General features: G+C 67.3%; 15 protein-coding genes. 12 read left to right on the forward strand and 3 right to left on the reverse strand.

The genetic code is table 11. The features are described from left to right. Positions 1-410: 410 nt before the first annotated feature. The gene (locus H7290_RS11855; RefSeq protein WP_290514223.1) at positions 411-1541 is read left to right on the forward strand and encodes a tyrosine-type recombinase/integrase; all 1131 of its coding nucleotides are present in this window, start codon (positions 411-413) and stop codon (positions 1539-1541) included. A 279-nt stretch (positions 1542-1820) separates the two neighbouring features. Here H7290_RS11855 and H7290_RS11860 read toward each other — a convergent pair whose 3' ends face one another. Next, positions 1821-3047: an FAD-dependent oxidoreductase gene (locus H7290_RS11860; RefSeq protein ID WP_290514224.1), complete on the reverse strand. Its 1227-nt coding sequence runs from the start codon at positions 3045-3047 to the stop codon at positions 1821-1823. Positions 3048-3126: 79 nt separating this feature from the next. Between H7290_RS11860 and H7290_RS11865 the strand changes: the two genes are divergently transcribed. The 8 genes from H7290_RS11865 (at position 3127) to H7290_RS11900 (ending at position 9458) form a co-directional block, all read left to right on the forward strand. After that, positions 3127-3564, forward strand: coding sequence for a MarR family transcriptional regulator (locus H7290_RS11865; protein WP_290514225.1), 438 nt, complete (start codon positions 3127-3129; stop codon positions 3562-3564). Further along, positions 3561-4766: an MFS transporter gene (locus tag H7290_RS11870; RefSeq protein ID WP_290514226.1), complete on the forward strand. Its 1206-nt coding sequence runs from the start codon at positions 3561-3563 to the stop codon at positions 4764-4766. The genes H7290_RS11865 and H7290_RS11870 overlap by 4 nt, the downstream gene beginning before the upstream one ends. 194 nt (positions 4767-4960) lie before the next feature. Beyond that, positions 4961-5284, forward strand: a complete 324-nt coding sequence (locus H7290_RS11875; RefSeq protein ID WP_290514227.1) for a 2Fe-2S iron-sulfur cluster-binding protein — start codon at positions 4961-4963, stop codon at positions 5282-5284. A gap of 57 nt (positions 5285-5341) precedes the next feature. Then, positions 5342-6622, forward strand: a complete 1281-nt coding sequence (locus tag H7290_RS11880; RefSeq protein ID WP_290514228.1) for a Rieske 2Fe-2S domain-containing protein — start codon at positions 5342-5344, stop codon at positions 6620-6622. A gap of 9 nt (positions 6623-6631) precedes the next feature. Then, positions 6632-7123: a hypothetical protein gene (locus H7290_RS11885; RefSeq protein WP_290514229.1), complete on the forward strand. Its 492-nt coding sequence runs from the start codon at positions 6632-6634 to the stop codon at positions 7121-7123. After that, complete coding sequence (locus H7290_RS11890; RefSeq protein WP_290514230.1) at positions 7120-7938, forward strand: 3-methyl-2-oxobutanoate hydroxymethyltransferase; 819 nt, start codon at positions 7120-7122, stop codon at positions 7936-7938. The genes H7290_RS11885 and H7290_RS11890 overlap by 4 nt, the downstream gene beginning before the upstream one ends. A gap of 30 nt (positions 7939-7968) precedes the next feature. Beyond that, positions 7969-8817 (forward strand): alpha/beta hydrolase, encoded by an 849-nt coding sequence (locus tag H7290_RS11895; RefSeq protein WP_290514231.1) that lies wholly within the window; start codon positions 7969-7971, stop codon positions 8815-8817. Between the two features lie 8 nt (positions 8818-8825). Beyond that, positions 8826-9458: a 2,3-bisphosphoglycerate-dependent phosphoglycerate mutase gene (locus H7290_RS11900; protein WP_290514232.1), complete on the forward strand. Its 633-nt coding sequence runs from the start codon at positions 8826-8828 to the stop codon at positions 9456-9458. Here H7290_RS11900 and H7290_RS11905 read toward each other — a convergent pair. Continuing rightward, on the reverse strand, positions 9397-9756 hold the full coding sequence (locus H7290_RS11905) for an RpiB/LacA/LacB family sugar-phosphate isomerase (RefSeq protein ID WP_366927630.1): 360 nt from the start codon (positions 9754-9756) through the stop codon (positions 9397-9399). The genes H7290_RS11900 and H7290_RS11905 overlap by 62 nt on opposite strands. A 78-nt stretch (positions 9757-9834) precedes the next feature. Next, positions 9835-10752, reverse strand: a complete 918-nt coding sequence (locus H7290_RS11910; RefSeq protein ID WP_290514234.1) for a hypothetical protein — start codon at positions 10750-10752, stop codon at positions 9835-9837. A 94-nt stretch (positions 10753-10846) separates the two neighbouring features. Here H7290_RS11910 and H7290_RS11915 point away from each other — a divergent pair, with 94 nt between their 5' ends. The 3 genes from H7290_RS11915 to H7290_RS11925 form a co-directional block, all read left to right on the forward strand. Then, positions 10847-11998, forward strand: a complete 1152-nt coding sequence (locus H7290_RS11915) for an alcohol dehydrogenase catalytic domain-containing protein (protein WP_290514235.1) — start codon at positions 10847-10849, stop codon at positions 11996-11998. After that, complete coding sequence (locus H7290_RS11920; RefSeq protein WP_290514236.1) at positions 11995-12714, forward strand: 4-carboxy-4-hydroxy-2-oxoadipate aldolase/oxaloacetate decarboxylase; 720 nt, start codon at positions 11995-11997, stop codon at positions 12712-12714. The genes H7290_RS11915 and H7290_RS11920 overlap by 4 nt, the downstream gene beginning before the upstream one ends. Next, a partial coding sequence (locus H7290_RS11925) for an amidohydrolase family protein (protein ID WP_290514237.1) occupies positions 12711-13606 on the forward strand: 896 nt, incomplete at its 3' end. The genes H7290_RS11920 and H7290_RS11925, both read left to right, overlap by 4 nt.

The following is a 13606-nucleotide window of genomic DNA, read 5'->3' on the forward strand; positions in this document are numbered from 1 at the left end:
ACTCGTCCAGGGCTGTCCCGGCGCATCCAGATTCGTGTACGACGCCTCGGCGGCCACGTCGGCAGCCCTCGCAGCCACGATCCCTATACCGGCTGCTGACAGCTGCGGACAAACTGCGGACAAGAAACGCCAGAGGGGGGCTACGGATCTCACCCAAAACCGCCTCTGGCCTCCACTTTTACTTTGTAGCGGGGGGCAGGATTTGAACCTGCGACCTCTGGGTTATGAGTGCCGTATCAGCCTCACATGGCGGCTCACATTCACCTCTACTCTAGGCCAATGTGAGGGTAAAGTCCCAGTTCAAAGGCACATTCAGTTCCCGCCAACCTTCGCCGACCTTCACTGGCCTTCGGGGCAACGTTTGCGGACACTGCGCGGACATCACCATTCTTAAGTCTCGGGAGGCACCCATGGCTTGGATCAAAGAACGCATAACCGACGACGGCGACAAACGATTCGTGGCCTGCTACCGCGACCCCGAAGGTCGACAACGCTCCGCCGGCACCTTCTCCAGTCGCCGTGCCGCCGAACGCGCCGCCAACCGGGATGACGCCAAAGTCCGCGAGGGCGCCTGGCACGATCACTCCCGAGGCGAGGTCACGTTCGCTGAGTATGTCGAGACCGTGTGGCTGCTCTCCAAGCAGGTCGAGACCTCCACCCGCGCGGCGTACCGGTCCTACCTGGACAAGCACTTCATCCCCACCTTCGGCCGTCGCCCAATGGGCAAGATTCTGCCCTCCGAAGTGCAACGTTCGGTCACCACCGCGACCGAGAACGGCCTCTCCGCCGCGTCGGTGGGCAAGTACCACACCATGCTGCAGTCGGTGTTCGAGCGCGCCCTGGTCGACCGGGTCGTGACGTTCAATCCGTGTGCGCGTACCGAGCTGCCCAAGAGGGTCAAGAAGAAGAGCCGCACCCTCACGCCTGCGGAGTACGACGCGATCCTCGCCGCGCTGCCGGCGCAGCATCGGTTGATGGTGGAGACCGCGATCAACACCGGCCTGCGGTGGGGCGAGCTCATCGCGCTCAAACCTCGCCACCTCGACCTCGAGACGGGAAGGCTCACCGTCGAGGCGACCATTGTCGAGGTGTCGATCAAGAACTCCCCCACCGGCCAACGGATGCTGACTAAGCCCTACCCCAAGGACAACGAACCCCGCACCATGGGCCTGCCACCCGACCTTGTCCCCCAGCTCGCAGACTCGATCACGACACGGGGCCTCAAGGCCGGTGACTTGCTGTTCGCCACCCGCGAGGGCACCCCCTTCTCGAGGAACACCTTCCGCACCCGCGTCTGGCGACCCGCCGTCGCAGCATCCGGCGTGGACTTCCACGTCCGCGTCCACGACCTGCGCCACGCCCACGCATCGTGGCTCCTGGCCGGAGGGTCCGACCTCAAGTCCGTGATGGACCGTATGGGTCATGCCCAGATCACCACCACCCAGAAGTCCCTCCATGCACTGCCCGACGCCGACCAAAAGAACCTCGACGCACTCAACCGGATCCGCGGCTGCGGCCCGCGGCCAGACCCGGACGACTGAACGACGCCGACCCGAAACCGTCGATGACCCGCCGGGCGGCCGCGACCGACGGGCAAGCCAATCTATCCCGGGTCCGCATCCCCGTCGCGAGACCGGGCCATGCCGCACCGGGGAAGCGCGCCGAACCCGTGTGGCGCTCTCGCCGCGCGGTTCAAACGATGCGGGCACCAACCAGCGGACGTGTGCCGGTTCAGCAGAGTTTCCATCAGACGCGGCACGCGTGGGCCGGACCCGACGCGCCCGTCGCGACGTCCCGGCTCGAGAACCGCCATGCGCCGCTCAGGCGCGGATGAAGCTCTTGAGTGCGAGGGTGGAATCAGCCGCGGCTTCTCGTGGCACTGAGCCTCGGGACTCGAGGATTTTGCGCACGGCCATGTAGTCGCGCGGCGCATTGATGGCGTCGATCGCGATCAGTTCGCCATGACGGTAGTAGAGCGCGGCGAACCGTTCGCTCTCAGGGTTGCCACGCAGCACGACGTCGTCGAAGCCTGCGCTGAGTCCGGCTGTCTGCAGCTTCAGGTCGCCTTGGTCGGACCAGAACCACGGAACCGCCAGGGGCGGGCCGGGGACGCCCGCCAGCGTTGCCGCGGCGGCGCGGGCCTGAGCGATGGCGTTGGCGACCGACTCGATCCGCCGAAGCCCGCCCGCCGCTCGCAACGTGGTGCAGTCGCCGGCAGAGACCACGGCAGTCCGGCTGGTGCGCCCCTGCTCGTCGACAACAATGCCGCCGCCTGAGACCTCGATCCCGAGTTGCTCGGCCAGCTCGGTATGGGCAGCGAGTCCGACTCCCACTAGAACGAGGTCCGTTGGCAGGCTCGAACCGTCAGACAACTCGACAGAGGACACGGTGCCGTTGCCGGACATGCCGACGACGTCGGTGCCGAGCATCACGCACACTCCCCGTCGCCGATGGGCATCGAGGTAGAAGTCGGACACGACGGGCGCCATGGCTCGTGCCATCAACCGGTCAAGCGCCTCGACAACCACGACTTGTTTACCCATGGCGTTGGCTACCGCTGCTGCCTCAAGGCCGATGAACCCGCCGCCGACGATCAGCACTCGGTCGGCTGCGGAAATGCTGTCACGAAGGGCGATAGCGTCCGGCAGGTCGCGTAGGTAGAACACGTTGCCGAGGTCGGCTCCAGGGACATGGAGACGACGCGGGGTCCCACCGACAGTGAGCGCGAGCTGATCGAAGGCAAAGGTGCGCCCACGTGCGCTGGTCGCCGTGCCTCCTGAGCCAATGACCTCAATGCTCTCGATCCACTGCCCTGTGACGACATCGATGTCGCGCTCGGTGTAGTAGCTGGCCGAACGCAGGAGGACCTCGTCTGCTGACACCTTGCCGGACAGGAAAGCCTTCGACAGCGGCGGCCGCTGGTAGGGCAGGTGCGGCTCGGCGCCGACAAGCGTGATGGGACACAACGCGCCGAGGTCACGCAACGAGGTCGCGAGTTGCGCGCCGGCCTGGCTGGCGCCGACGATCAGAACTCCATCACTGAACACGACGTCCCCTATCCTTTGGTAGGACCATTGAACCATAGTCCGAGCTCCCCAGATAGTACGCATCGCGTACTATCTGCTCATGGGCCCCTCGCTCCAGCCGCGCCAAGTCGATGATCTGCGCCTCGCGGTGATCCGGCTCGAACGCAAACTGCGCAAGAGCACCGGTAGCGGAGGCGGAGGAGTCACACCGTCGCAGTACTCCGCCCTCTTCACACTCGATCGCCACGGCCCATTCCGCCTCGGCGAGCTTGCTCGTCGCGAACAGATCAGCAAGTCCACGGTCACCCGCCTGGTTGCCGGCCTCGAGGCACGCGCTTTCGTCGTTCGCACCGAGGACGACAGCGATGCTCGCAGCAGCATCATCGGCATCTCGGGCGGCGGCCGGACGCTGCTCGCGGACCTGGCCTGGGAGTCGAATGACTATCTCCGCCTACGCATGGAGTCGCTCGGAGAGGCCGACCTGGCCCTCCTGCTCGGCGCGATCGGCATCTTGATCCGCCTGGCCGATCGCGCGTGAGCTATCTCGAGACGACTTTCCGCTCACTCGGGCACCGCGCCTACCGGCTCTACTTCACCGGCCAGACCATCTCGACGATCGGCAACTGGGTCCAGAAGATCGCCCAGGTCTGGCTGGTCCTCGAACTGACCGGATCGGGCACGCTGCTGGGGATCACAGCCGGGCTGCAACAGCTGCCCACACTGGTCCTCACGCCTTGGGCAGGACTGCTTGCCGACAGAATCAGCCGACGCACGATGCTGCTGTGGGCGCAGGTGTCCACAGGAGTTCTAGCGCTGGCCCTAGCCACGCTCGCATGGCTCGACAACCTCACCGTCCCCGTCATCATGACGCTGGCCGTCGTCCTCGGCGTCGTCGACGCCTTCGACAAGCCCGTGCGGCACACCTTCGCCGCCGACATCGTGCCTGCCCGCGACGTCACGAACGCGGTCGCACTCAATGCCACCATGTTCAATGCGGGCAAGGTGCTCGGCCCTGCAGCAGCAGGGATCGGCATCAGCCTCGTGGGCGTCGGCGCGTGCTTCGCCTTCAACGCCTTCTCGTCCTTCGTCATGATCCTGGCGCTTCGGCGGATCCGGCCCAGCGAGATCCAAACACGTGACCTCGGCGGAGCCGAACCCCGTGCGCTCAGGGCCGGCCTCGTCTACGCACGTCGCACTCCGGTCATCGCGGCGACACTCGGGCTGATGACGCTCACGGGTCTGGTGGCCTACGAGTGGACCACCGCGGTGCCCCTGCTTGCACGCGAGCACTCCACGAACCCCGCCATGATCGGGTTCTTCTTCGCCGCCATGGGCACGGGCGCCGTCATCGGCAGCCTGTCGCTCGCTGGAGTCCTCGTCGCCACCTCACGCACCCTCCTCATCGGGGGCACGGCGTTCTCCATCGCACTGTGCCTGGTCGCCGCAGCGCCCGGCCTCGCACTCGCGCTGGTAGCGATGGTGATCCTCGGCGCCGCCGCGACAACCTTCCGCGCATTGGCGACATCACTCGTTCAGCTCGAGGCGGACCCTGCAGTGCGGGGCCGCATGATCTCCCTCTTGATCATGGCCATCAACGGGACGTCACCGGTCAGCGGGCCGCTCATCGGTTGGGTCTCCGAGCAGCTCGGCGCCCGAGCTGCCGTCGGTCTGGGGGCCGGCGCCTCACTCGCCACCACCGCGGTTGCCTGGCGCTTCCTCTCCAAGGCGGCACCGCGCTAGTTCCCCGAACGCGGCCCCCCAAGACTCGCATCTTCTGACAGCAGGTCCGCTCGGGCCGGACCCACCGTGACCTGGCCACCAGGCCGCGGGTCACCGCCCGCTCGGGTCGAGCGATCTCCGGCAATTTCGTCCAGCGCTTGACGAGGACCCCGCCATAAGTAATGGTTAGTCCATTAGTCAGAAAGGGAACTACTGTGCCCAAGGTCGTGTATGCGGGAAGCGACGGCATCGAGCGCACGATCGACGCCGTGAGCGGCGAGAGCGTGATGTCGACCGCCCTGCGCAACGGCGTACCCGGAATCCTCGGCGAGTGCGGAGGCAACAACTCCTGCGCTACCTGCCACGTCTGGGTCCGCGAGGAGTTCCGTGACGCGGTCGGCGGCCCAGGAGACCTTGAGGAGGACCTGCTCGACCTCGGCGTCTCGGACCTTCGCGACTCCAGCCGTCTGGGTTGCCAGATCGTGCTGACCGACGAGCTCGACGGCCTCACCGTCGACGTGCCGCCAACACAGCCCTAACCCGCCCCTGCCGCCGGCAACGCTGTCCACCACTCATCTTCGACGAGGAACCACACGATGCTGCGTCCCGAGATCAACGACCTCCTCTGCCAGACCGGACCCGGCACCCCCATGGGTGACCTGTTCCGCCGAAACTGGCAACCCGTCCTCCTTGCCGAAGAACTTCCTGACAACGACTGTCCCCCGGTGCGCGTCAAGGTTCTGTCAGAACGTCTCATCGCTATCCGCGACTCCTCGGGCAACTACGGTCTGATGGACGAGTTCTGCGCGCACCGGGGTGCGTCGTTGTGGTTCGGCCGCAACGAGGAAGGGGGCCTGCGATGCCCCTACCACGGGTGGAAGTACGACGTGACGGGCCAAGCAATCGAGGTTCCCAGCGAGCCCGAGACCAGCAACTTCTGCGCCAACGTCAAACTCAAGTCCTACCCGCTGGCCAAGCGCGGCGACGTCCTCTGGGCCTATCTCGGCGACCTGGCCCACCAGCCTCCCCTGCCGGAGTGGGAGCCCTACACGGTCCCCGAGAAGCAGGTTTTCACCTCCAAGCGGCTGCAGGAGTGCAACTGGCTCCAGGCCCTCGAAGGTGGCATCGACTCCAGCCACGTGTCCTTCCTCCACGGCGGCAACCTCAACACGGACCCGCTGTTCATGGGCTCTAAGGGCAACGAATACAACGCCGGCGACCTCAAGCCGTTCTTCGAGGTCGTCGACCACGAGGGTGGGCTACTGATCGCCGCCCGGCGCAACGCCGAGGAAGACTCGTACTACTGGCGCGTCACCCCATGGGTGCTACCCAACTTCACCATGGTCCCGCCGCGCGGCGACCACCCGATCCACGGTCACTTCTGGGTGCCCATCGACGACGAGAACTGCTGGGCATACAGCTTCGACTACCACCCAACGCGGGAACTCACCCTCGACGAGGTGCAGGCAATGCGCGAGGGCAAGGGCGTGCACAGCGCCAACGATGCCGCCTACCGTCCGCTGGCCAACAGGGACAACGATTACCTGATGGACCGCGACGCCCAGCGCCGCGGCGAGACGTACTCCGGCATCGCCGGCATCGCACTCCAGGACTCGTCGTTGCAGGAGTCAATGGGTCCGGTCGTCGACCGGACCAAGGAACGACTGGTCGCCACCGACGCCGGCATCATCAAGGCCCGGCAAAAGCTCCGCAAGGCGGCGCTCACCCTGCAGGACGGTCAGGAGCCGGTAGGCAACAAGGCCCAGCACCAGAGGGTCCGCTCCGTGGCCGTCGTACTCCCCCGCGACCAGTCGTTCGTCGACGGTATCGGTGAGGCGATGAAGTCAGAGCCCGGCAAATCACACACCTCGGTCTAGGGTCCGACCATGTTCGAGAAACTCTCGATTCCGGTCGGGCCAAGTGCCTGCGCCCAGGCAACTACCGCCAAAGAGGCTGCCTACCGCATCGACTACCCCTTCTCCGCAGCGCGCAACACCCGCGTCGTCGCCCTCGACCCCGAGGCCGAGGCCATCGTGCGAATGGCGGCAGACGGGCAGTGGGGTGAAGCGCGTTTCTACTCGACCACCGACCCCGGTGACCGGCTGGTAACGATGGACGGCCAGGACGTGGCTCTCACGGACGAGATCTCCGAGTCCAACACCCTGATCATGGTGTCAGTCTCCGGAGCCAACGCCGCGGCCGTGTCGCACATCGGTCGAGCATGCTACGACCTCGGCATCATGACCGCGGGGCTTGCCATGACGCCGGACCAGCTCAACAGCGAGGCACTCCAACACCTGCGCCCCTACGCCCGCGTACTGCTCGTCCCAGCCGAGCCGGACGACCTGATCGAGCTCCTCCTGGCCACGCGCGCATGAGCGCCGCCCGCCCCAAGGTCACCGTCCCGTCGCTGCAAGCCATGAAGACGGCGGGAGAGAAAAGCGTCTGCTTCGTCGCCTGGGACTACCAGATGGCACAGCTGGCCGACCGCGCCGGCGCGGAGATCATCTCAGTCGGCGACACGGTTGGGGTGAACCTGTGGGGGCAGCCACATCCACTCGAGATCACCATGGACGAGCTCCTGGTCGTCGCGAAGGCCGTGCGACGCGGCGTCCGTCGCGCACTGCTCTCGGTCGACTTCCCGTTCGGGCCGCTGCAAAGCGGTTCAGCGGCCGCGGTCGAAGCAGCTATCCGGCTGGTCAAGGAGGCCGGGGTCGACATGGTCAAGCTCGACGGCGCCTCGGACTACCCCGAGGCCGTGGAAGCGATCACCCGCGCCGGCATCCCGGTGTTCGCGCAGTTCGGCATCACACCCCAGACCTCCCTGAAGTACGGCATCGACTACTCCGCGGCCAGCACCGCGCAGCTCCCCGACGAGATGCTGTCCGCCCTCGTCATTGAAGCTGAGCGACTCGAGGAGGCCGGCGCGGTCGCCCTGAACTTCACCAACTCCGGCCCGGTCGTGGGCCCGCCGGTCGTCGAGGCGGTCGGCATCCCCGTGCTGGGCGGGTTCGGGGGCGGCCCCTGGCTCGACGGACGCATCCGGATGGTGACGGCCGCGATTGGCTACGACGCCGTCAACGTCGACCGGGATCCCGACACCTATGCCAATGTGGCAAAGATCGCCTACGACGCACTCGTCGAGTGCGCCGCCGACGTCCGTGGCGCGCGCAAGCTGCGCGGCCAGAAGTAGCCCACCCCACGTGCCGCACTAGGAGCACCCATGCCCATCGTCGACCTCGACGGCATCAGGACCCGCTACCAGACCATCGGCGAGGGCCCGGCGCTGCTCATGTTCAGCCCCGGCGGCTTCGACTCCAGCCTCGGGAACTGGACCACCTTCGGGCGCTACAAGGACCTCGGATTCGTCGGGGCGCTCTCGCGGCAGCACACGTGCATCGTGTTCGACCGCCGCGAGTCCGGCCAGTCCGGCGGCCGTCTGGAGCGTCTCTCCTGGCACAAGTACGTCGACCAGGCCGTGGCCCTGCTCGACCACCTCGGTGTGGAACGCGCGCACACGATGGGCGGCTGCGTAGGCTGCTCGACCGCGGCCGCTGTCGCCGTCGCCCACCCCCACCGGGTGCGGAGCATGGTGCTGTTCTCGCCCGCGGGCGGCTACACCTACCGCGCAGCCCAGCACCTGCGGTTCCACCGGCACATCGGCTTCGTGGTCGAGCACGGGCTGCAGGCCGTCATCGACCTGGCGCGACAGTCCGGCGCCGGGTTCAGCAAAGACCCGCGGGTCGGTCCCTGGGCAGCGGTCCTGCGCACCGACGACGAGTTCGCCCAGACCTACGCCGCCGCAGACCTCGAGCGTTACCTTGCCATCGTGAGCGGCACCTCGCGCGTGCTCTTCGACCGGGACACGGTGCCCGGTGTCGAGCCCGAGGACCTCAACGTGCTCGACATACCGGCGCTCATCGTGCCGGGCGAGGACGCCTCGCACACCCGCTCGGCCGCTCGCCATCTCCAGGAGTGCCTGCCGGTCACGGACTACTGGGACGTCCCGGTCGCGGACCAGACGCCGGCAGCCTCCCAGCATCGAGTGCTCGACTTCCTGGCACAGCACTAGGGCCGTCAGTGCTCATCCTCGTGCGCCACGGCGAAAGCGCGTGGAACGCCGACGACCGCTTCACCGGCTGGGCAGACGTCGCGCTCACCGCGGCCGGTCGTCAGGAGGCCCGGTCAGCCGGGAGCTGGCTGCGCAGCGAGGGAATCGTGCCGACGAGCGCCCACACGTCCCTGCTGACGCGGGCACTCGGCACCACCGACCTTGTCCTCGACGCGTGCTGCGGCTCGGACGTGCCTGTGCTCCGCACCGATCGGTTGAACGAGCGGCACTACGGAATCCTCCAAGGCATGTCCCGGGCAGCGGCCGCGGAGCGGTACGGCGCTGCCCGCGTCGCCCGATGGAGGCGGGGGATCCACGACCGGCCGCCGGCCGATGCAGCGGGCAGGGCCGAGAGCCTGGCCGACGTTCGCCTGCGGCTCCGCCCCTACTTGGACGACGAACTGCTCCCCGCGCTCGACGCCGGCCAGACTGTGCTGGTCGTCTCCCACGGCAACACCTTGCGGATGCTCATCCAAGCGCTTGAGCGTCTCAGCGACGTCGAGGCCGCCGGGCTCGAGCTCCGTACCGGCGGTGTTCGCGTCATCGGCCAGCCTCGAGTCGGCCGATCTGGGCGAGACGCTCGGCATGTACGCCGCCTTTGAAGGGTGTCGCCAACCAGAGCTCCAGCAGCTCCTCGACGTCGGCGTCCGTGCTCAGGTTGGCACCGAGCACCAGCACGTTGGCGTCGTTGTTGCCGCGCGAGATCGTCACGGCGTAGCGGAGAAGGCCAGGCCAGCACGGACGCCCACCAACGTGTGGAGGGCGATCACCTCCTTGGCCGCTGCCCCCGATCATGACGCCAACGTCGGCCGCCCCGCTGGTCACCCGACTGCCGACGGGACGCAAAGCTCCGGATAGTCGTGACCTCGGTGCTGTCGGCGCCCAGGTCCTCGGCGACATGGCTGCGCTCCCCCAGCCGCTGCATCAAGTGAGCCCTGAGCGCCACGCCACTGTGGTCGGCAGCGATGGCGATGCGGGTCATCCGACCAGTTCCAAGGTCTCGTCGATGAAGACTTCCTCGACGGCCAGGGGCCGGGTCAAGATGGCTTGCGCGACCGCGTGAGCCATGAGTTCCTCGAGCACAGCGCGGTTCGGCTCGACGCCGTAGGGCAGCGGGTCGGCACCCGTGGCGTCCATGACCCGACGTAGCGTCGCGTCCTGCCTGGTCTCCTGAAGTCCGCGCCGCAGCTGGTCGACGTACGCACTCTTGGCGTTGGCGAAGGCGTCGAACACCGCCGTCGCCAGACCCGGGTGCTCAGCGACGAGGTCGTCACGCACGACGACGAGGTGGTTGATCGGGAAGATCCGGCGCTGCTCCCAGGCCGGCGAGCTCGCCAGCAACGGGACGACTTCCGCGTGGTCGATGCCCGCTCCGACCACGGCGTCGAGCTCGCCCGTCAGCAGGAGCTCCTCCAGGCTGTGCCCCTCGGGCGCCTGTTCGACGTTGCCCGGCGGGACGTATGAGGCCACGTGCTCGTCGCCCGAGCGCACCCACGTCACGGTCGTGAGGTCGAGCCCGGCGCCGGCGAGCTCTGCCCGGCCCCACACGCCCGTGGTCACCGTGTAGCCGCGATTGATGCCCACCCGCCTCCCGCTCAGGTCGGCCGCAATCTTGACGGGACCGTCCGCGAGCACCTGGGTGGCCATGTGGTGGAAGTCCCGGACAAGGGGAACCGGCAGGGCAGTGAACCGGGCGCCGTGCTCCTTGGCCGCGAGATATGTCGTCAGTGCCATCTCGGCGACGTCGTACTCCAGGCCGCGCACCATCTTGCGGAAACCCCCTGCCAGCACCGGCTCGTCGGCGAAGGTCAGGTTCCATCCGACAGGCTCGACCTCGTGGGCGATCAATGCCTTGGTGGCACCCTGGGCTCGGGTGAGCGTCCTCAAATGGGTCATGTCGGGTCCTGTTCTCCGGCTCGCGGGGTGGTGACCCACCTCACGCTCGAATGTTATGTTGGTCAGACCATTCTGCCAATAGGTGAGGAACGCCATGACATCAAAGGTCCGCGCGGCCGTCCGCACTGCACCGGGCACTACCGAGCTGCGCGAGTTCGACCTGCCGGAGATTGACGCGGATTCCGCACTCCTGCGGATCGAGGTGGCCGGCATCTGCGGCACGGACGTCAAGCTCTACGCCAATCCGCCGACGACCCCCGCGACCGAGGGGCCGGTGATCATGGGGCACGAGAATGTCGGCGTGATCGCCGAGGCGGGCGCCAAGTTCCGAGCACGTCACGGCCTCGAGGAGGGTGACCGTGTCTTCGTCGAGCACTACGTCGCGTGCTTCAACTGTGAGTGGTGCCGCATCGGTGAGTACCGCCACTGCGAGGCCACCGATTGGCGCACCAACCCCGACGCCCGGCGATTCGGCTACACCTCCGCAGCCAATCCGGGAACGCTCTGGGGCGGCTTCTCCGAATACATGTACCTGCCCTGGAACGCCGTGCTTCACAGCATTCCGGACACCGTCACCGCTGAGCAGGCAGGCCTCGTGATGCCACTGTCGAACGGGATCGAGTGGGCGCTGATCACTGCAGGCGTCGGCTATAACGACACGGTCCTTATCCAGGGTCCTGGCCAGCAGGGGCTTTCCCAACTAGTCGCGGTCAAGCAGGCCGGCGCGGCGCAGATCATCGTCTCGGGCACCACCCGCGACAAGGCGCGCTTCGAGCTAGCCCAGGAGCTTGGCGCCGACGAGGTGATCGACGTCCTCACCGAGGATCCGAGGGAGAAGGTGATGGACCTCACCAATGGCCGCGGCGTGGACTACGTCCTGGACTGCACCTCCCGCGCAGGCACGGCGCCCGTCCTCCTCGGGGTCGACGTCCTGAAGCGCCGCGAGGGAACCCTTCTCGTCCAGGGCGAGCTCGCGGCGTTCCCGGACTTCCCGATCAAGCTGATCACCGAGAAGGCGATCACGATCAAGAGCGCACGCGGCCATTCCTTCAAAGCGTGCGAGCTCGCCGTCGCCCAGCTCGCATCCGGCCGGTTCCCCCTGGAGAAGCTCGCCACGCACCGCTACGGCATCGACCAGGTCGACCACGCGATCCGCGTACTCGCCGGGGAGACCGACGAAGACGCGATCCACGTCTCGATGATGCCTGACCTCATCGGGCAACCCGGAGGGGCGGTCCAGCGTTGACCGGGATCGTCGTCACCAACCCTCCTCATGCCGACCGCGAGGCGGTCGATGCCTTGGGACAGCACGGCATCGCTACCATCCACGAGGCTCAGGGCCGTACCGGCCTGTTGGGGTCCCACCTCCGCCCCATCCAGCGCGGCGTGCGAGTCTCCGGCAACGCCGTGACCGCGACGGTGGCCCCCGGGGACAACACCATGATCGGCGTCGCTGTCGAGCAGTGCGGTGACGGCGACATCCTCGTCGTCGTGCCGACCGCCCCGTGCGACGTGGGCTACTTCGGCGATCTCCTCGCCACCACGCTGAAAGCCCGCGGCGTCCGCGGGCTAATCATCGAGGCCGGCGTCCGCGACGTGGCCGACCTCAACGAGATGGGTTTCCCCGTGTGGGCGAAGGCGGTATCAGCCGAAGGCTGCAGCAAAGGTGTGCTCGGCGATGTCAACGTGCCGATCAGCATCGCCGGCCGCATCGTCTCGCCCGGCGACGTGATCGTCGCTGACGACGACGGCGTAGTCGCCGTACCTCGCCGGAACGCGGCCGCCGTCGTGGCCGCCGCCCAGGCCCGCGAGGAGAAGGAGGCCCGCGCCCGCGCCCGCTACCTCGCCGGCGAGATCGCCCTCGACGTCAACAACATGCGCCAAATGCTCGACCAGGCCGGCGTCCGGTACCTCGACCACGCCGACTGGTTGAAGGAGCACGAGAAGGGCAGCGACGGGTGATCATCGACATCCACGGGCATTACACGACCGCACCACCGCAGCTGCAGGATTTCCGCAACACCCAGCTTGCCGGGCAACAGGCGGCGATGGCTCACATAAGCGACGACGAACTGCGGGACAGCGTCGAGAGGAACCAGCTCCGCGTCCTGCGTGAGCGCGGCGGGGACGTCATGCTCTTCTCCCCCAAGGCGTCGGGGATGGAGCACCACGTGCCCGACCCCGCACTCGCGACCACCTGGGCGCGTACCTCCAACGATCTAGTGCATCGAGTCGCCGAGCTCTACTCCGAGACATTCGCCCCGGTGGCCCAGTTGCCACAGACCCCGGGGGGCAACCTCGACAGCGTCGTCGCGGAGATACGTCGAACTGTCGGCGAGCTTGGGTTCGTCGGCGTCAACCTCAACCCGGACCCGTCTGGCACCTGGGCCGGTAAGCCGCTCACCGATCCGTCGTGGTTCCCAGTCTTCGAGACCCTCGAAGAGCTCGACACCCCGGCAATGGTGCACGTTTCGACCGCCTGCAACCCGAACTTCCACACACTCGGCGCGCACTACCTCAATGCCGACACGAGCGTGTTCGTGCAGCTGCTCCAGTCCGACCTGTTCCAGCGGTTCCCGACGCTTCGCCTGCTGATCCCGCACGGCGGCGGCGCGGTGCCTTACCACTGGGGCCGCTTCCGTGGTCTGGCGATGCGCAACGGCTGGCAGGACCCGGCCGGCCTTTGGCGCAACGTCTTCTTCGCCACTGCGGTCTACCACCAGCCCGGCATCAACCTGCTGCTCGACGTAGTGCCGGCAGACAACGTGCTCTTCGCCTCCGAGATGCTCGGAGCCGTCCGCGGCGCGGACCCCGCCACCGGGATCGAGTGGGACGACACGCTGCGCTACTTGCA

The organism is Aeromicrobium sp., from assembly GCF_014378035.1.
Classification (GTDB): domain Bacteria; phylum Actinomycetota; class Actinomycetes; order Propionibacteriales; family Nocardioidaceae; genus Aeromicrobium.